This is a genomic window from Methylobacterium sp. E-016 (genome assembly GCF_022829745.1).
GTDB lineage: Bacteria > Pseudomonadota > Alphaproteobacteria > Rhizobiales > Beijerinckiaceae > Methylobacterium.
In genome coordinates, this window is record NZ_JAKSYF010000116.1 from 94,709 (window position 1) to 113,184 (window position 18,476).

Annotated in this window: 18 protein-coding genes and 1 pseudogene; 5 read left to right on the top strand and 14 right to left on the bottom strand. The window is 71.1% G+C overall.

What is annotated here, in order from left to right:
- Positions 1-106: 106 nt before the first annotated feature.
- From MKK68_RS15525 to MKK68_RS15540, 4 genes are all read left to right on the top strand, one after another.
- Positions 107-1,498 carry an aminotransferase gene (locus MKK68_RS15525; RefSeq protein ID WP_244031083.1) on the top strand — a complete coding sequence of 464 codons (1,392 nt, stop codon included), beginning with the start codon at positions 107-109 and terminating at the stop codon, positions 1,496-1,498.
- Between the two features lie 199 nt (positions 1,499-1,697).
- Positions 1,698-1,922, top strand: a complete 225-nt coding sequence (locus tag MKK68_RS15530) for a hypothetical protein (protein WP_147843706.1) — start codon at positions 1,698-1,700, stop codon at positions 1,920-1,922.
- Between the two features lie 147 nt (positions 1,923-2,069).
- Complete coding sequence (locus MKK68_RS15535) at positions 2,070-2,990, top strand: metallophosphoesterase (RefSeq protein ID WP_244031085.1); 921 nt, start codon at positions 2,070-2,072, stop codon at positions 2,988-2,990.
- 61 nt (positions 2,991-3,051) lie between these two features.
- Positions 3,052-3,498, top strand: a complete 447-nt coding sequence (locus MKK68_RS15540; RefSeq protein WP_147843707.1) for an ABC transporter ATPase — start codon at positions 3,052-3,054, stop codon at positions 3,496-3,498.
- A 15-nt stretch (positions 3,499-3,513) separates the two neighbouring features.
- Here MKK68_RS15540 and MKK68_RS15545 read toward each other — a convergent pair whose 3' ends face one another.
- The 10 genes from MKK68_RS15545 to MKK68_RS15590 all read right to left on the bottom strand — a co-directional run bounded on the left by MKK68_RS15545 (position 3,514) and on the right by MKK68_RS15590 (position 12,555).
- On the bottom strand, positions 3,514-3,843 hold the full coding sequence (locus tag MKK68_RS15545; protein WP_244031087.1) for a type II toxin-antitoxin system HicB family antitoxin: 330 nt from the start codon (positions 3,841-3,843) through the stop codon (positions 3,514-3,516).
- Positions 3,840-4,046 (bottom strand): type II toxin-antitoxin system HicA family toxin, encoded by a 207-nt coding sequence (locus MKK68_RS15550; RefSeq protein ID WP_244031089.1) that lies wholly within the window; start codon positions 4,044-4,046, stop codon positions 3,840-3,842. Before MKK68_RS15550 ends, MKK68_RS15545 begins: the two co-directional genes overlap by 4 nt.
- A 130-nt stretch (positions 4,047-4,176) precedes the next feature.
- Positions 4,177-5,709 carry an acyl-CoA carboxylase subunit beta gene (locus tag MKK68_RS15555; protein ID WP_147727895.1) on the bottom strand — a complete coding sequence of 511 codons (1,533 nt, stop codon included), beginning with the start codon at positions 5,707-5,709 and terminating at the stop codon, positions 4,177-4,179.
- Positions 5,710-5,929: 220 nt separating this feature from the next.
- Positions 5,930-6,724, bottom strand: coding sequence for an ATP12 family chaperone protein (locus tag MKK68_RS15560; RefSeq protein WP_244031094.1), 795 nt, complete (start codon positions 6,722-6,724; stop codon positions 5,930-5,932).
- A gap of 41 nt (positions 6,725-6,765) precedes the next feature.
- Entirely contained in the window at positions 6,766-7,425 is a 660-nt protein-coding gene (locus tag MKK68_RS15565) for an HAD-IA family hydrolase (RefSeq protein WP_147729967.1), read from the bottom strand.
- Between the two features lie 22 nt (positions 7,426-7,447).
- Positions 7,448-7,813, bottom strand: a complete 366-nt coding sequence (locus tag MKK68_RS15570; RefSeq protein ID WP_243985685.1) for a hypothetical protein — start codon at positions 7,811-7,813, stop codon at positions 7,448-7,450.
- A 166-nt stretch (positions 7,814-7,979) separates the two neighbouring features.
- Complete coding sequence (locus MKK68_RS15575) at positions 7,980-9,515, bottom strand: RluA family pseudouridine synthase (RefSeq protein ID WP_244031096.1); 1,536 nt, start codon at positions 9,513-9,515, stop codon at positions 7,980-7,982.
- A gap of 70 nt (positions 9,516-9,585) precedes the next feature.
- Positions 9,586-10,833 carry an Hsp70 family protein gene (locus MKK68_RS15580; RefSeq protein ID WP_244031097.1) on the bottom strand — a complete coding sequence of 416 codons (1,248 nt, stop codon included), beginning with the start codon at positions 10,831-10,833 and terminating at the stop codon, positions 9,586-9,588.
- Between the two features lie 70 nt (positions 10,834-10,903).
- Entirely contained in the window at positions 10,904-11,233 is a 330-nt protein-coding gene (locus MKK68_RS15585; RefSeq protein WP_244031099.1) for a GlpM family protein, read from the bottom strand.
- A gap of 8 nt (positions 11,234-11,241) precedes the next feature.
- Positions 11,242-12,555: a replication-associated recombination protein A gene (locus MKK68_RS15590; protein WP_244031101.1), complete on the bottom strand. Its 1,314-nt coding sequence runs from the start codon at positions 12,553-12,555 to the stop codon at positions 11,242-11,244.
- 314 nt (positions 12,556-12,869) lie between these two features.
- Between MKK68_RS15590 and MKK68_RS15595 the strand changes: the two genes are divergently transcribed.
- Positions 12,870-14,387, top strand: a complete 1,518-nt coding sequence (locus MKK68_RS15595; RefSeq protein WP_243949541.1) for a putative bifunctional diguanylate cyclase/phosphodiesterase — start codon at positions 12,870-12,872, stop codon at positions 14,385-14,387.
- 30 nt (positions 14,388-14,417) lie between these two features.
- Here the strand turns inward: MKK68_RS15595 and MKK68_RS15600 are convergent, their stop codons facing one another.
- The 4 genes and pseudogenes from MKK68_RS15600 to MKK68_RS15615 all read right to left on the bottom strand — a co-directional run.
- Positions 14,418-15,917, bottom strand: coding sequence for a Do family serine endopeptidase (locus MKK68_RS15600; RefSeq protein WP_244031110.1), 1,500 nt, complete (start codon positions 15,915-15,917; stop codon positions 14,418-14,420).
- A 147-nt stretch (positions 15,918-16,064) separates the two neighbouring features.
- Positions 16,065-16,886, bottom strand: coding sequence for an alpha/beta fold hydrolase (locus MKK68_RS15605; protein ID WP_243931760.1), 822 nt, complete (start codon positions 16,884-16,886; stop codon positions 16,065-16,067).
- 196 nt (positions 16,887-17,082) lie between these two features.
- Entirely contained in the window at positions 17,083-17,613 is a 531-nt protein-coding gene (locus MKK68_RS15610) for a MucR family transcriptional regulator (RefSeq protein WP_244031117.1), read from the bottom strand.
- A gap of 725 nt (positions 17,614-18,338) precedes the next feature.
- Positions 18,339-18,476, bottom strand: a pseudogene (locus MKK68_RS15615) (sugar transporter); the annotation flags it as partial.

The following is an 18,476-nucleotide window of genomic DNA, read 5'->3' on the forward strand; positions in this document are numbered from 1 at the left end:
TTACGAAAGGGGCCCGGCCGAGGCCGCGCGGTTCTGCCGGGGTACCTGAGCCCGCATCGGGTCGGTAGTGTGGCGGGCCTACGCGCCACAGCACCGGATCGCCCGCATGCTCTCGAACCTCGCCGTCCGCGACGTCGAAACCCTGATCCACCCCTACACCAATCTCGATGCGCACCGGGGCGCCGGGCCGCTGGTGCTCGAGCGCGGCGAGGGCGTCCATGTCTACGACACGGAAGGCCGCCCCTACATCGAGGGCATGGCGGGGCTGTGGTGCACGGCGCTCGGCTACTCCAACGGCGAGCTCGTCGAGGCCGCCCGCGCGCAGATGGGCAAGCTCCCGTTCACCCACCTGTTCTCCGGCCGCAGCCACGATCCGGCGATCGAGCTGGCCGAGGTGCTGAAGGAGCTGATGCCGGTCCCGACCTCGAAGATCTTCTTCACCTCGTCGGGATCGGAGGCGAACGACACGCAGGTCAAGCTGGCCTGGTACCTGAACAATGCGCTGGGCCGACCGAAGAAGAAGAAGATCATCGGGCGCCAGCGCGGCTATCACGGCGTCACCATCGCCACCGCCTCGATGACCGGGCTGCCGGCCAACCACACCGACTGGGACCTGCCGCTGCCGGGCTTCCTCCATGTCGGCTGCCCGCACGTCTACCGGTTTGCCGAGCCCGGCGAGACGGAGGCGGCGTTCTCGCAGCGGCTGGCCGACGAGCTCGAGGCCACGATCCTGCGCGAGGGGCCGGAGACGGTGGCCGCCTTCGTCGCCGAGCCGGTGATGGGCGCCGGCGGCGCCATCGTCCCGCCGGAGGGCTACTTCGCGGCGATCCAGGCGGTGCTCGCCCGCTACGACGTGCGCTTCATCGCCGACGAGGTGATCTGCGGCTTCGGCCGCCTCGGCACCTGGTTCGGCAGCGAGGCGCTGGGGATGCGGCCGGACACACTCTCCTTCGCCAAGGCCCTGACCTCGGGCTACGTGCCGCTCGGCGGCGTCTCGATCGACGAGCCGCTCTACGAGGCGATGCGCGAGCAGAGCCGGAAGATCGGCACCTTCGGGCACGGCACCACCTATTCCGGCCACCCGGTCGCCTGCGCCGTCGCCCTGAAGACCATCGAGATCTACAAGCGCGAGCGCATCGTCGAGGGCGTGGCGGCGAAGGCGCCCTACTTCCAGGCGCGGCTGTCCGCGTTGGCCGAGCACCCGATCGTCGGCGAGGCGCGCGGCCTCGGCCTGATCGGCGGGCTCGAGATCGTCGCCGACAAGGCCTCGCGCCGGCAGTACGAGCCGAAGGCCGGGGTGGCCGCCCGCTGCGTCGCCTTCGCGCAAGCGGAAGGGCTGATCGTGCGCTTCCTGATGGGCGACCGCATCGCCGTCTGCCCGCCGCTGATCATCACCGCGGACGAGATCGACGCCCTGTTCGACCGCCTGACACGGGCGCTCGACCGGACCGCGGCGTGGATCCGCGCGGAAGGGCTGGAGGCGATGCCATCCCTCTAGCACCGTACTGCGCCCCCTGGAATGCTGCGACGCGGCAGTGTTTTCTTAAGCCTGCGTTCATCCCGGCTACACCCTTATCGTTCATCCGCCGGCTCATGACCCGGGGATGATCTCGAATCGCCCGCCACCGCCCTGGAGCGGCGTGGGGGCACGAAGCGACGGCGCGACCGTCACGCGAACGACCACAGGACGCAAACCCATGTACGCCCCCGATGCGATGCAAGGTTCGGAGATGCAGGCCCAGGCTCACGAGCCCGAGCGCCGGCAGATGGACCAGGCCGAGGCCCGCTACGGCTTCCGTCCCCTCGCGCTTCCGGCGCTCGCTGCCGCCGCCCACTCGGTGAAGCCGGCCGGCAAGGTCGCCCCGCGGACCAACCGCAAGGGCGTGCTCGGCATCGTGCACGAGGATGCGCCGATCGACTGACCGATCGCGCGAACCGCCCCGTTCCCGACGGTTCGGTTCAGACTTTCTCGACGGGTTCGCGTCATCGTCGCCCGCTCCCAGCCCGCGCCGCGCTTTCGCCGGAGTGCCGCGCTAGGAGCGCCCGACAGACGCGAACCCGAGGCTTCCATGCTGATCCTGCCGAGCCGCAGGCAGGTCCTGACCGGAATCGGCGGCACCTTCGCTGCGGCGGGGCTTTCGACCGGCGCCTACGCCTTCGGCGTCGAGCCGCTGCATCGCCTCGTGGTGACCCACTACGCCCCGCGCCTGCCGGGTTGGGCGCCGGGGCTCGCCCTCAAGGTCGCGGTGCTCGCCGACTTCCACGTCTGCGAGCCGTTCATGCCGCTCGACCGCGTCGCCGAGATCGTCGACGCGACGAACGCGCTGTCGCCCGACCTGATCCTCATGCTCGGCGACTATCCGGCCGCCGGCCGCATCGCCTGGAAACGCGTGCCGCTGCCCGAGTTCGCGCGGCTCGCCGCGGGCCTGCGCGCGCCGCTCGGCACCTACTCGATCCTCGGCAACCACGATTGGTGGGACGACGCGGCCGCTCAGGCGGCCCGCGGCGGCGTGCCGGAAGCACGCCGCGTGCTCGAGGCGGTCGGCATCCCGGTGATGGAGAACGACGCGCTGCGCCTTTCCAAGGACGGGCACCCGTTCTGGATCGCGGGGCTGGGCGACCAGCAGCCGTTCCTGGTCTTCGACGACGACAGCGGTCGCGACGACCTGCCCGCGACGATGGCCAAGGTGACCGACGCGGCGCCGGTGATCCTGATGATCCACGAGCCGGACGCCTTCGTCGACGTGCCGGAGCGGGTGTCGCTGACGCTTGCCGGGCACACCCATGGCGGCCAGATCCGCCTGCTCGGCCGTTCGCCGGCGATCCGCCCGATCCACGGGCACGACTATTCCTACGGCCACGTCGTCACCGACGGGCGCCACATGATCGTCTCGGGCGGGTTCGGAGTCAGCCGCATCCCGGTCCGCCTCGGCGTGCCGCCCGAGATCGTTCTGCTCGAGCTCGGGTCGAGCCCGTCGCCTACCGCCTGAGCGGCGAGACGCCTCACGCGCCGGCGCTGGCCGTTTCGCGCACGCACGCTACGTTCTCGGCATGCGCGCGCTCCTCGTCGGCCTCATCCTCGCTCTGCCCGTCCCGGCGCTCGCCGACGAATGCGGCGACCTGATCGACAAGGTCGCCAAGGCGACGACGGCGAGTCCCGGCAACCGCAGCGCCGACTTCGCCAACTTCACGGCCGGCGACGGCACCACCCTGACGCTGTCCTGCGGCGGCCCGCAGCTCTCGTCGGTCGGCGCGCAGTTCCGCGGCGACGCCCCGCCCGACGGCTACTACGCCCTGTTCGGCAAGGCCGGCCACGCCGTCACCGGCATCGCGGCCGACGTGATCGAGGCGGCGGCCCACAAGGCCCGCGAGGCGGCGAGCCGCCTGCGCCACAGCAACGTCGACGCCGGCGGCGCCCGCATCACCTGCTCCGTCTCGGGCACCGACAAGGGCCCCCTGACGATGTGCGCCGTGATCGAGCACAGCGACCGGAGCTGAGCGCGGAGGGCCGCCTCAATCGGCCGCCTGCTCCAACGTGCGGGCGACCCACTTGTTGAGGCTGATTCCGGCCCGGCGCGCTGACGAGACCAGCGCGCGATGCAGGCCCGGCTCGACGCGCACCACGAACTGCCCGGAAAAGGCCTTCTCCGGCTCTTCCCCGCGCTCGGCGCAGAAGGCTTGGTAATCCTCGACGCTGTCGGCGAGCGCCTGCTTCAGCTCGTCGACGGACCGGCCCTGGAACGTGATCACGTCGCGGAGATCCAAGACCTCGCCGTGAAAGATATCGGCTTCCGCATCGTGTTCGACGGAGGCTTCGTAGTTCCGATACTGCATCGTCGTCATGGCGTGACTCCAGCCTCGATCAGGAAGCGTCGCACCGACTTGACCGCGCCCTTGTCCGTCTCCTCCTGCGGATGAGGCCGGTGAAACACCGCCCGCACCCCGTGCAGGGCCACCCGGATCCGCGACCCGCGGCCTTCCGTGATCTCCGCGCCGCACGCGCTCATCAGGGACTCGATGTCGGACCAGACGACACCCGAGCGCACGGGGTCGGCGAAGATCGCCGCCAGCGTCGTCCGATGCCGTCCGCCGAGCTTCGTATGATATTAGCAGCCAGTATCACAAGACGTGCCTTCGCGGTGCGGTCGACGACCCGCACCTCGTTGCCTCCCGCCCTCAGAGCGGGATGTTGTCGTGCTTCTTCCAGGGCTGCTCCATCTCCTTGGTGCGCAGCATGCCCAGCGCCCGCGCGATGCGCTTGCGGGTGGAATGCGGCATGATCACCTCGTCGATGTAGCCGCGCTCGGCCGCCACGAACGGCGACAGGAAGCGGTCCTCGTACTCGCCGGTGCGCGCGGCGATCTTGTCGGTGTCGCCGAGCTCGCTGCGGAAGATGATCTCGACGGCGCCCTTGGCGCCCATCACCGCGATCTGCGCGGTCGGCCAGGCGTAGTTCAGGTCGGCGCCGACGTGCTTGGAAGCCATCACGTCGTAGGCGCCGCCGAAGGCCTTTCGCGTGATGATCGTCACCAGCGGCACCGTCGCCTGGGAGTAGGCGAACAGCAGCTTGGCGCCGTGCTTGATCAGGCCGCCGTATTCCTGCGCGGTGCCCGGCAGGAAGCCCGGAACGTCGACGAAGGTCACGATCGGGATCGAGAAGGCGTCGCAGAAGCGCACGAAGCGGGCGGCCTTGCGCGAGGCGTCCGAGTCGAGGACGCCCGCCAGCACCATCGGCTGGTTGGCCACGAACCCGACCGTGCGGCCCTCGATCCGGCCGAAGCCGGTCATGATGTTGCGGGCGTAGGCCGCCTGGATCTCGAAGAAGTCGCCCTCGTCGACGACCCGGCGAATCAGCTCGCCCATGTCGTAGGGCTTGTTCGGGTTGTCCGGGATCAGCGTGTCGAGCGACTTGTCGAGCCGCAGCGGGTCGTCGAAGCTCTCGATCTCCGGCACGCCGTCGATGTTGTTGGCCGGGAGGAAGTCGAGCAGCCGGCGGATCTGGAGGATTGCCTCGACGTCGTTCTCGAACGCGCCGTCGGCGATCGACGACTTCGTGGTGTGGACCTTGGCCCCGCCGAGCTCTTCCGCGGTGACGACCTCGTTGGTGACGGTCTTCACCACGTCGGGGCCCGTGACGAACATGTAGCTCGTGTCGCGGACCATGAAGATGAAGTCGGTCATCGCCGGCGAGTAGACGTCGCCGCCCGCGCACGGCCCCATGATCACCGAGATCTGCGGGATGACGCCGGACGCCGCGACGTTGCGCCGGAACACCTCGCCGTAGCCGCCGAGGGCCGCCACGCCCTCCTGGATGCGCGCGCCGCCGGCATCGAAGATGCCGATGATCGGGGCGCGCATCTTCAGGGCCATGTCTTGGACCTTGATGATCTTCTGCGCGTGCGTCTCGGAGAGCGAGCCGCCGAACACGGTGAAGTCCTTCGAGAACAGGAACACGGTGCGGCCGTTGACCGTGCCCCAGCCGGTGACGACGCCGTCGCCGGGGATCTTCTGCTTCTCCATTCCGAAATCGGTCGAGCGGTGCTGCACGAACATGTCGAACTCTTCGAACGACCCGTGGTCGAGCAGGAGCTCGATGCGCTCGCGCGCCGTGAGCTTGCCGCGCTTGTGCTGGGCGTCGACCCGCTTCTCGCCGCCGCCGAGGCGGGCAAGCGACCGGCGCTCCTCGAGCTTTTCCAGAATGTCCTTCATGGGTCGAGCGGTCCTGCCTCGGGCGTCGGAAGAGTCTTGTCTTGCCTAAGCTGGCCGAGGAGGCCGGCCCGCTCAAGCTTCGAAGCGCCTTAGCACGCGGTTCCGCGCCGGGGAATTGAACCTGATTTGGCGAGGCGACAAGGCGAATTTTCCGGTGCGCGACCGCTCCGGCAAAGCCTGGCCCGCCACCTCGCCGGGCGCGCCAGCGCGACCACTTCGCTCAGCGCGCGAGCGCCGCCACCTCGGCCGCGGCCAGGAACTCGACCTTGCGCCCGGCGAGCCGGGTCGCGGCATCCTCGTCGGCGCCCCAGACGGCAGCCTGGTAGGTCTCGTCGACATGGGCCGCGTCCCAACCCTCCTCCGCGGTGAGGCGGCCGGCGAGCACCGCCAGCGCGATCAGCAGAGAGCCGCTCAAGGTCGTCAGGGTGTGGAAGGCGGCGAGCCGGAACGGGTCGTCGATCGCCGACACCGCCCGGCGCAGGGCCGCGACCGAATCCTCCGGCTGCGCGACGTGCATCACGCCCTCGCTCAGGATCAGCCGGGCGCCCAGCGCCTCGCGCGCCCACGCGACGATCGGGTCCCAGGCTTCGGCTTGTGCCGCGACCAGGCGCTCGGGCGAGCCGGCGCGATAGGCGACGAGGTCGGTGCCGGCGTAGGGCCACAGATCCTCGGCCACCGTCGCCATGCGCGGGGCGACGCCGTCGATCGCGGTGTTGATCAGACGGGTAAACGGCATCCTGGCCGGATCGATGGTCTCGCCCTGCGCCGCCCACTCGGCGGCGAGGCGCTCGGCCAGCGCCCGCGTCGGCGCCGCCAGCGGGTTGCGCGCCGGCGTGTTGGCCGGGCGTCCGTCCAGCGTCAGGCGGAAGCCGCCCGCGCCCTCCGCGAACCCGGTCTCCTTGTAGAAGCGCTTCGGCAGCACCGGCTTGCCGTGGTCGCGCACCGCCCGCATCGGGTCGGGGCGCGGGGTGTCGGAGGGCTGGCCCAGCCAGTCTTGCGTGACGTCGTCGCTCATGGTTCGGAGATAGGCGATCGGGTGCGGTTTCGCGAGCCCGATCAGCCGCCGGACCCGTCCCGGAACAGGTCGCCGAGAGCCGAGGCCGTGTCCACGACAGTCACGGCGCCGGCGCCGAACAGGGCGCCGGCGGGATGATAGCCCCAGGCGACGCCGATGGCCGCGGCGCCCGCCGCCACCGCCATCGCCATGTCGTAGCTGGTGTCCCCGACCATCACGGTCGCCGACGGGCCGACGCCCGCCTCCGCCATCGCCTGGAGCAGCATCGCGGGATCGGGCTTCGAGGGTGCGTCGTCGGCGGTCTGGGTGGTGGCGAACCACCCTTCCCAGCCGTTGAAGGCGACGAGGTGGTCGACGCCGCGCCGCGACTTGCCGGTGGCGATGCCGAGCCGCACGTCGTCGCGGGCGTGCAGCCGCGCGATCAGCTCGCCCATGCCGGGAAACAGCGGCTCCTCGTAGTCCGGGTCGAGCCGGAGGGCGTTGAACGCACGCTTGTAGCTCTCGGACAGCTCGGCGACCGGGCCGTCGTCCCCGACGAGGCGCCGGAACGCCTGGGGCAGCGAGAGGCCGACCACTGAGAGCGATTCGGCGCGGCTCGGCGCCGGAAGCCCATTCTCGGCGAACGCCGTGCCCTGCGCGGCGACGATCAGGTGCTGGCTGTCGACCAGGGTGCCGTCGACGTCGAAGACGACGAGCTTCACGTGCCGGGACGGCAGGGCCGCCTCACGGCCTGCGCTCCGCGGGAGCCGGCGCCGATGGCGTCGGCGGGGCCGACGCGGGCGCCGTCGCGGCCGTCGGGGCCGCCTGCTGCTGCGCCGCCGACGGGGTGCGCGGCCGCTCGTAGCCGAGCTTGCACCGGATCAGGAATCGGCGCCGCCTGCCGCCGTGGAGCGCGCGCGCATGCGAGGCGCGGTTGCACGCGGCGTACGAACGCCGCCGCTTGTCGCCGCTGCGGGCGCTGGGCGGCCCCGCGCGGCCCAGCGACGGCTGCGCCTGCGCGCTCGGGGGCGCCGCGGGCGCGGCCGTCGCCAGCGTCTCGGGGCCGAGCAGGCCGAGGGCGGCGAGGCAGGCCAGCGTCGTGAGCTTCATGTCGATCAGGTCTCACCACGAGGGTCGATGTCGGCCGGGTGCCCAGGGCGGATGGCCGCCGGCCCAATGCACTTCGAGGATATGAGCCTCGTGGGGCGGTTGCCAACCCTCGCGGCCCGCGCGGTGCATGACGGCCGGGCGCCGCCGCGATCACGAACGCTTGGCCTCACGCCTCCGGCGCGTCGACGATCGGGTCGTAGCGCGCGGCATCGAAACCGAGCAGGTTCCAGCTCTGGGCCATGTGCGGCGGCAGCGGCGCGCTCACGTCGATCGGCTTGCCGGTGCGCGGATGCGGGATCACGATCCGGCGGGCGAGCAGGTGGAGCCGGTTCTGGATGCCGCCGGGCAGCGCCCAGTTCTCGACCGAGAAGTATTTCGGGTCGCCGACGATCGGATGCCCGATATAGGCGGCATGCGCCCGCAATTGGTGCGTCCGCCCGGTCACCGGCTTGAACGACAGCCACGACACCTTCTGCGCCGCCTGGTCGACGGTGGCGTAGTAGGTCAGCGCGTGGGTGGCGCCCTCCTCGCCGTGCTGGGCGATCCGCATGCGGGCGTCGGCATCGGTCGGCTCCTCCTTGACGAGGTAGGTCGAGACCCGGCCCTGCGGCGTGCGCGGCACGCCGGCGGTGAGCGCCCAGTAGATCTTCCGGGCCGCCCGCGAGCGGAAGCTCTTGGCGAGCGTCGCCGCCGCGACCCGGGTCTTGGCGACGATCAGGCAGCCGGCGGTGTCCTTGTCGAGGCGGTGGACGAGGCGCGGCTTCTGCCCGTCTGGGCCGGCCAGCGCCTCGAGCAGCCCGTCCACGTGCCGGACGGTGCCCGAGCCGCCCTGGACCGCCAGGCCGAACGGCTTGTTCAGCACCATCATGTCCGCGTCCTCGTAGAGGATCAGCGAGCGGATGAACTCGGCGTCGTTCTGGTCCCGCACCGGGTTGCGCGGCCGGTCGGCGGGCTGGTCGAGCTTGAGCGGCGGCACCCGCACCGCCATGCCCGGCTCGAGTCGGTCGTTGGGCTTGGCGCGCTTGCCGTCGACCCGCAGCTCGCCCTTGCGGACGATGCTCTGGACCCGGGCGAAGGGCAGCTGCGGGAACCGCGCGGTGAGGAAGCGGTCGATCCGCATCCCGGCCTCGTCGGTCTCGACGGTCAGCGTCTGCACGCCGGACGCCAGCGTCGCCGAGGCCGCCGCGCGCTGCTGGCGCCGGGTCGGTCCCTCGGCGAGGGGCGCCGGCATCTCGTCGGCCGGCCGCGGACGGGTCGCCCGCGCGATCGCCGGCTTGGTACGGGACGGCTCGGCGCGGGTCTGCTCCGTCGAGCCGTGCTCCTCCGGCGCCGGGCGCCGCGGCGCGCGGGCAGGCCGGGGGGCCGGCTCGGCCCCCTCGACCTCGCCCCAGGGCGACCGTCCGGTCGCGTCGTCGCCGCGAAGCTGCGCGGCGCGCTGGGCCGCGTCCAGCGCCGAGCTGCGCGGACCGGTGCCGGCGCGCTCGGGCCGGCCGAATCGCGGCTTCCCGGGACCGCCGGCGCGGGGGGCGCGGCTCGCGCTCTTGCCGAAGGCGGCCTTTCCGGCCGCGGCTTTGCCGGCCGCGGACTTCGCGGCGGGCGGACGGCCGGAGCCCTTGCCGACGGTCTTGCCTGCGCCCTTGTCCGGGCCCCGGCCGGAGCCTTTCCCGGCCGAGCCGCCGCCGCGTGGTGGATTACCTGTCATGCGAGGGCGTTAGCACCCGCCCGCGGCGGCGACAATTCGCCCTCGCCGCACGGCAGGCCGGCGTCGCGGCTCAGGCCGCCCGGCGGATCGCCTCGATGGTGAGACCGATGCCGACCGAGCCGAAGGTGTCGCCCTCGACGACACGGGCGCCGGGCAGGCAGGACGTCAGCCCTTTGCGGACATGCGGCAGGCCGGTGGAGCCGCCGGTGAGGAACAGCGAATCGATCCGGTCCGCGCGCAAGCCCGCCTGGGCGAGGCAGCGCCCGACCCGCTCGGAGATCCGCACCGCCAGCGGTTCGGTGTGGGACACGAGGGCCGTCCGGTCGACCGAGGCCGCCAGGCCCGGCTCGACCCAATCGAGATCGACCTCGGAGGCGCCGTCGTTCGAGGCAGCGATCTTGGCGCCCTCGACGGCGATGGCGAGCGAATGCCCGCGCTCCAGCTCGACCACCGTGCGCAGGCGCTCGACGAGGTCCGGACGCGCGCCGTCGCGGATGATCTCGGCGATCTCGCGCAGGGTCTTGGCGTTGTAGAGCCGGTTGATGCTCGACCACGTGGCGAGGTCGTGGAAATAGGCGTTCGGCACCGAGAGCTCGGGGCGCTTCATCGGGCTGCCGAGGCCGAGCAGCGGCATCACCGTGCCGAGGCTGAGGAAGCGGTCGAAGTCGGTGCCGCCGATGCGGACGCCGTCGTTGGCAAGGATGTCGTCGGCCCGCTCCGCCTTGGCATGCCGCTCGGGCGACAGCCGCACGATCGAGAAGTCCGAGGTGCCGCCGCCGATGTCGGCGATCAGCGCGATCTCCTCGCTGCGGACGCTCTGCTCGTGGTCGAGCGCCGCGGCGATCGGCTCGTACTGGAACGAGACGTGGCGGAAGCCGATGCTCTCGGCGATCTCGCGGAGGGTGTCCTCGGCCCGGCGGTCGCCCTCGGCGTCGCCGTCGACGAAGTGGACCGGGCGCCCGTGCACCACCGTGTCGAAGGTCTCGCCGGCCGCGGTCTCGGCCCGCGCCTTCACCGCGGCGAGGTAGCGCCCGATCACGTCGCGGAAGCGCACGCGCTCGCGCCCGACCTGGGTCGTCTCCTCGATCAGGCCGGAGCCCAGCACCGACTTGAGGCTGCGCATCATCCGGCCCGGCGTGCCCTCGACATAGGCCTCGGTCGCCGCCCGGCCGATCACCGCCTCGCGGTTCGGCTCGAAGAAGATCGCGCTCGGGATGGTGACGTGGCGCCCCTCCAGCGGGACGAGGCGCGGACCCGGCGCGGTGCGGTGTCCGAGGGTCGTGTTCGACGTGCCGAAATCGAGGCCGCAGGCCGCCATCGGGTCTTTGTCTTTCGCGAAGGGTCGGGGGGCGGGTGCCCTACAGGCTGGCGGGCCCCCGGTCCAGCGTTCACAGCCAGCGCGGTGCGAGGAAGATCGCGAGCGCGGCCAGCAGCCATGCACAAAGCCCGCCGAGGAGGGCGACGCGATGGTCGCAGAACCCGCCGAGCCACCACGCCACGGCGAGGAAGACGAGGTAGGCGGGAATCGTGCGGACGCCCGCGAGGCAGGTCTCGCGGAAGGCGCCGGCCTCGCCCTTCGCCCCGACCGCGAGCAGCGCGATGATCGCGAAGGTCGGCGCCAGCGGCAGGATGCCGGGCAGGACGTTGCCGCGGCGCGAGGCCAGCACGATCGCCATCGTCATGAGGCCGCCGGCCACGCCTTTCAGGAGGACGTCCATGCCGGCGCTCACCCCTCCTCGCGCCGCTCCCGGCGCAGCTGCTCCCAGTGGGCGAGCCGGTCGCGGTAGCGGCTCTCCATGCCGCGGTCGGTCGGCGCGTAGAGGTGCTGGCGGCCGAGCCGTTCCGGCCAGTAATCCTGCCCCGAGAACGCCTCCGGCTCGTCGTGGTCGTAGCGGTAGCCCTCGCCGTAGCCGAGCCGTTTCATCAGCTTGGTCGAGCCGTTGAGGATGGTGCGCGGCGGCGGCAGCGAGCCGTGCTCCTTAGCGATGCGGGTCGCGGCCTTGTAGGCCTCGTAGGCGGCGTTCGATTTCGGGGCGCAGGCGAGGTAGATCACCGCCTGTGCCAGAGCGAGCTCGCCCTCGGGGCTGCCGAGGAAGTCGAACGCGTCCTTGGCGGCGGTGGTGATCACCAGCGCCTGCGGGTCGGCGAGCCCGATATCCTCCACCGCCATCCGCACCAGCCGGCGGGCGATGAACAGGCGGTCCTCGCCGCCGTCGAGCATGCGGCAGAGATAGTACAGGGCCGCGTCCGGGTCCGAGCCGCGCACCGTCTTGTGCAGCGCGCTGATCAGGTTGTAGTGGCCCTCCTGCGCCTTGTCGTAGTTCGGCGCGCGGCGCTGGACGAGCGTCTGCAGCACCTCCGCGTCGAGGATCTCGTCGGGCTTGGCGGAGCGCCAGACCTCCTCGCACAGGGTCAGCGCCGCGCGCCCGTCGCCGTCGGCCATGCGCACGAGCACGCCGCGCGCCTCCTCGGTGAGCGGCAGCGCCTGGCCCGTCAGGTCCTCCGCCCGCGCGATCAGCTTGGCGATGGCGCCGTCGTCGAGCGCGCGGAACAGCAGGACGCGGGCGCGCGACAGCAGCGCTGCGTTGAGCTCGAAGGACGGGTTCTCGGTGGTCGCCCCCACGAGCGTCACCGTCCCGTCCTCCATCACCGGCAGGAAGGCGTCGAGCTGCGCCCGGTTGAAGCGGTGGATCTCGTCGACGAAGAGCAGCGTCCCCTGCCCCGTCGCCCGGCGTTTGCGCGCGGCCTCGAACACCTTGCGCAGGTCGGGCACGCCGGAGAAGATCGCCGAGATCTGCTCGAAATGCAGGTCGGTCTCGTGCGCGAGCAGGCGCGCCACCGTCGTCTTGCCGGTGCCGGGCGGTCCCCAGAACACCAGCGAGCCGAAGGTCCGCCCACGCAGCAACCGCGTCAGCGCGCCGTCCGGGCCGGTGAGGTGATCCTGGCCGACGACCTCGGCGAGCGTGCCGGGCCGGAGCCGGTCGGCGAGCGGGCGGGGCGCCGACGCATCGAGGCCGGCGGTTGCGAACAGGTCGGGCATGCCGGCATCAACACCCTGCGCCCCTCCCTCGGCAAGGGCCGCCGAACGTCGGGTCGGCCTGATTCGAGCGGCCGGGATCGGCGCCGACGCGGGCGCGTGTGCCCGACGAAGGGCGAAAGGCTCCATTTACCCCCGCGACCGAAGTCTTCGTCCGGCGTCCGCCAAACGAGCCGCGCCGCCTGCCGCCGCCAGGACGCGTGAGACTCCCTTAAGCTCGCCCGTGCTCAGGGTGAGACCGATCGGGGGGACGGTTCATGATCGGAAAACGCGGCAGCTGGGGCGAAGGAGAGCTTTACGAGGTTCTCTGCTTGCTGATGATCGGTGCGTGTTTATGGGTCATCGGAATTCAATTTGAGGTTTTCTCCTGGCTCAATGCTTTCGTCCAGGCGCACCAGCTCTCCAACGAGTTCATGCTCGTGGCGCTGATGGGGATGGCGGTGTTCGTCGCCAGCCTGCGGAAGTCCCTGCTGCTGCGGGTGGCGATGCGCGAGCGCGACATCACCGCCGCCGAGGCCGAGGCGGTGGCACGCCACGACGTCCTGACCGGGCTCGCCAACCGCCGCCTGTTCCTGGAGACGCTGGAGCGCCGCAGGGCGGCCGCGACCCTGGTCCCGACCCAGGCGGTGCTCCTGGTCGACCTCGACCGCTTCAAGCCGGTCAACGACATCTACGGGCACGCGGCCGGCAACGCCGTGCTGTGCGCCGTCGCCGAGCGCCTGTCCGCCCTGACGCCCGACGCCGGCCTCGCGGCCCGGCTCGGCGGCGACGAGTTCGCCCTGCTCGTGCCGCTCGACGGCGGCAGCGACGGCCTGACACGGCTCGCGCAAGGGTTGATCGCGGCGATCGCGGCGCCGATCCAGTGGCAGGGCAACGAGCTGAAGGTCGGCGCGACCATCGGCATCGCCCTGATCTCGGCCGACCAGGCGGATGCCGACGTGGTTCTGCATGCCGCCGACCTCGCGATGTACCAGGGCAAGAAGGACGGCCGCGGCGTGTTCCGCGTGTTCAAGAGCGCGATGGACATCGAGCTCAAGGCGCGGGCCCAGCTCGAGAGCGAGCTTCGCGAGGCGATCGCGAGCGGCGCGATCGAGCCGTACTACCAGCCGGTGGTGACGCTGCCGGAGAAGACGCTGGTCGGCGTCGAGGTGCTGGCCCGCTGGCGGCACCCGGTCCGCGGGCTGCTCGCGCCGGCCTGCTTCATCGGGATCGCGGAGGAGACCGGCCTCATCGCCGAGCTCAGCATGAAGCTCCTGCGCCAGGCCTGCCTCGACGCCCGGGACTGGCCGCCCCATTTCCAGCTCGCGGTCAACATCGCGCCGCAACAGTTCCAGGACCGCTGGCTGTGCGAGCGCATCCTCGCGATCCTGACCGAGACCGGCTTCTCCCCGAGCCGCCTCGAGGTCGAGATCACCGAGACGGCCCTGGTGCAGGACCTGGAGGCGGCCCGCACGACCCTGACCTCGCTGCAGAACCTCGGCGTGCGCATCGCCCTCGACGACTTCGGGACCGGCTATTCCAGCCTGTACCACCTGCGCGAGCTCAAGTTCGACAAGCTGAAGATCGACCGCACCTACGTCGACACCATCACCATGAGCGCCGAGCGGGCCAAGCTCGTCGACGCGATCATCAAGCTCGGCGCCAGCCTCGGGCTGGTCACCACCGCCGAGGGGATCGAGACCGATGCCAGCGTCGACTGGCTTTCCGACCAGGGCTGCGACTACGGCCAGGGCTACCTGTTCGGCGCCCCGATGCCGAAGGACGCGATCACCGCGCTGATCGGCAAGCCGCTCGAGGAGATCCAGGCCACCGCCATCGCGTTCCAGGCGGCCTGAGGCCGGGATCGCGTCCGGGCCGGTGCGGCCTCAGCCGCCGAACATCGAGGTCAGCACCTCGCCGTTGCGGTTGATCGCGATCTCCCAGGCGCTCTGCACGGTGCGGGTGGCGCGCTCGACGTCCTTCGTCGTCGAGACCGGCTGCCCGTTGATCGAGACCAGCATGTCGCCCTTCTGCAGGCCGGCGCGCGCCGCGATCGAATTCTCGTCGACCGCCTGCACCGCGACCCCGTCGACGGGGAAGTCCGTCAGCATCTCCTCGGCGACGGCCGGCGAGGTGTTGATCAGCGTGGCGCCGAAGAACGGCGAGCGCGTGCGGACCTTCAGCACGTCGCGCGGCCGCGTCTCGGGCGCCGGCGTCAGCTTGACCGGGAGCGTGCTGCGGCTGGTGCCGCGCAGGATGCCGAACTTGGTCTGGCCGGTGATGCCCTTGAGCGCGAAGCGGTAGCCGAAGGCTTCCGGGTCGTCGACGCTCAAGCCGTCGACCGTCAGGATCAGGTCGCCGCGCTTCAGCCCCGCCTCGTCCGCCGGGCTCTTGGCCTGCAGGCTCGCCACCAGCACGCCGGTCGGATGGTCGAGGCCCATGCTCTCGGCGATGTCCGGCGTCACGCTCTGCACCCGCGCGCCGAGCCAGGGCCGCCGCACGGTGGTGGCGCCGTTCTTGGCGGTCTCGACCACCGCCTTGACCATGCTGGCGGGGATCGCGAAGCCGATGCCGTGGCTGCCGCCCGACTGCGAGTAGATCGCGGTGTTGATCCCCATCAATTGCCCGCGCAGGTCGACCAGCGCCCCGCCGGAATTGCCCGGATTGATCGCGGCGTCGGTCTGGATGAAGAACTGGTAGTCCGACGAGCCGACCTGGGTGCGCGCCAGCGCCGAGACGATGCCCTGCGTCACCGTCTGGCCGACGCCGAACGGGTTGCCGATCGCCATCACGAAGTCGCCGACCTCCAGGCTCTCCGAGTCGCCGAACGGCATCGGGATCAGCCCGCCGGTCGGGTTGGTGATCCGCACCACGGCGAGATCCGTGCGCGGGTCGCGCAGCACGATCGTCGCCTCGAACTCGCGCCGGTCGGCCAGCGAGACGCGGACCTCGTTCATGTTGTCGATGACGTGGTTGTTGGTGATGATCAGCCCCGACGCGTCGACGATGACGCCGGAGCCGAGGGATTTCTGCGCCCGCTCGCCCGGGGCGCCGCCCTGCCCGCGGCCGCCCTCCGCGCCGAAGAACCGGCGCATGAACTCGTCCATGGCGCTGGTGCGGGCGTTGGGCCGCTTGTCGATGTGCGAGGCGTAGACGTTCACCACCGAGGGCGCCGCCCGCTTCACCACGGGGGCGAAGGAGAGCTGCACCTCGCCCTTGCCCGTCGGCGCCGCCTTCTCGGGCATCGCCGACTTCAGCGGCGGTGCATCCGGGGTCTTCATGTCCGGTGTCTTGACGTCCGGTGTCTTGGCCATCTGCGCGGCGGCGGGGCCGGCGGCCAGCATCAGCGCGGCGACCAGGGCGATCGGGGTGGACGGGCGAGGCATGCAGGGCTCCGGGCGCTCGGGGTCGTCGGGGCGCCGGGCCGCCCGCGGCGGCGCGGGCCGGCCCGGACCGACGGGCGTTTGCGGCCTGTCTATCGCGGCCGAATGCGGCGCGCGAGAGCCCGATCCCGGGCTCGCGCGCGCACGCGTTCAGCCCTTCAGGAACGCCAGCAGGTCGGCGTTCAACCGTTCGGCATGGGTGAACGGCACCGCGTGCGGGGCGCCCTCGTAGACGACGAACGCCGCGCCGGGGATCGCGGCGGCGGCCGCCTTTCCCGATACCGCGATCGGCACGGTCTGGTCGTCGTCGCCGTGGATCACCAGCGTCGGCACCGTGAAATGCGCCATGTCGGCCCGGAAGTCGGTGGTGCCGAAGGCGCTCACGCAAGCCGTCGTCGCCTTGGGCGAGGCCAGCATCGCCAGGTTGCCGGCCCAGGTCATCGTCTCCGTCGAGACCGGCGAGTGGAAGACGCCGGCGCCGAAGAAGGTCTTGGCGAAGTTCGCCAGGAAGGCCGGACGGTCCTTCACGAGGCCGTCGATCATGCCCTGAAAGAGGCTGCCGTCGACGCCGTCGGGATTGTTGCCGGTCTTGAGGAGGTAGGGCGTCACCGCGGAGACCAGCACCGCTTTCGCGACGCGCGCGCCGCCGTGCCGGGACATGTAGCGGGCGATCTCGCCGCCGCCCATCGAGAAGCCGACCAGGGCGGCGTCGCGGAGATCGAGGTGGTCGAGCACCGCCTTCAGGTCGTCGGCGAAGGTGTCGTAATCGTAGCCGGTCCAGGGCTGGTCCGACCGGCCGAAGCCGCGGCGGTCGTAGGCGACGACCCGGTAGCCCGCCTCGGCGAGCACCGGCATCTGATGTTCCCACATGTCGGCGTCGAGCGGCCAGCCGTGGATCAGCACCACCGGCCGGCCGGTGCCCCAATCCTTGTAGTAGAGCCGTGTGCCGTCCTTTGTCTCGATGAAGGCCATGTCTCGCTCCTGCTCGGATGGTCTTCCGCGGCGACCGCCCGGCCGGCGCGCAAGCCTGTCGCCGAAAGCAAGCCGACGACGCGCCGAACGTTCCGAGGCCGCGTAGAATGCAGAAAGGCCGGAGGGGTCATCCCGCCTCCGGCCTTCCGCATCGCAGGTCTCGTGTCGTCGCGTCCCGGGTCGCCGAGGCGGGTCCTCAGGCGTCCTTCTTCTTCCGGGGCGCGCGAGTCTTCTTGGCGGGCGCCTCGGATTCGGCGGCGGGCGCCTCCTCCTCGGTCACCACCGGCTCGGACGGGGCGGCCTTCGCCACGTTCTTGCGGCGCTGCTGGCCGAGGCCGAGGGCGCGGGCCAGCTCGGAGCGCTGCTCGGAGTAGCTCTGCGACGTCATCGGATAGTCGGGCGCCAGGCCCCACTTCGCGCGATACTGCTCGGGCGACAGGCCGCGCAGGGTCAGGTGCCGGCGCAGGGTCTTGTACTGCTTCCCGTCCTCGAAGCTGATCAGGTGATCCGCCGTGACCGAGCGACGGATTTCCTGAGCGGTCGCCTTCGGCGGCCCGACCTCGGCAACCGGGCCATTTGCACCAGACACGCCGACGATCGCCTCGTGCACATCGCTCAGGAGCTTCGGCAGTTCGGCGCTCTGGACGTGATTGTTGCTGACATAGGCGGAGACGATGTCCGCGGCCAACGTGATGAAGCGGGCCTTGTCGATGTCTGGTTCACTCATGATCTTCGTACCGTCATTCTGACTTCGGGTGATAGTTCGAACCGTAAGCTCAGTTTCGGCACCCGGCAAGATTATTCCGGGGTTTTTGACCGAATCCTGAGGAATTCCGGCCTGATCGGCGGTACTCCGGCGCAATGCGCAGATCAAGAACCTCAGCGATGCGGACAAACGTTCGGAAATGTCGGCCGATTCAGCTAAATTGTGCGCAATTCTCCCGCGCGGTCGCACCAATCCATGGTTGTTGGGAAAAAATCCTGATGCCGATCCTGCGGCGATCGCGCGCCGCAACACCTTGCTCGGCGTATCGGTCAGGTGGTTCTAGTACCGATGGACTAGCCGTTTTTCGCTGCTGGGGCGCTGCGCGGTGCGCGGCGCAGCGATCGACCGACGGGCGAAAGCCCGGATCGGCCGTTCCCGGCGAAGGGCAGGTGATTCGCGTTGCGCGATCACCGCGGCGGTCGATCCGCCAAGGGCGGCCGACGGCACGCCGAGGCGCGCTCGAACGCGGACCGGCATGATCCGAGGTTCGCGCGTCGAATCGACGAGGATGCCACGCGAGAACGCCGGTGGCCGATGCGACCGTCCTGCGGCGGTTGCCGCGCCGGATCCGACCTCGACGTCGAACCCGACGGGCGTGCCCCTCCCGCCCGGGCTCGCCGTCGGCGCCGCGGCACGCCGGGATTGTCCCGGAACCGCGTCCGGGGGCGTTGCGAGCCGGTCGTCGCCTACCGTGAGTAGGCGTAGACGGAGGCTGCGGATGCGACGGGGCCTGCGACGGTGGAGAAGACGCTGACGACCTTGGAGACTTCGGTGAAGGGGGCGTTGGAGACGTAGACGAGGTCGCGGTTTCGCATGCGGAAGGC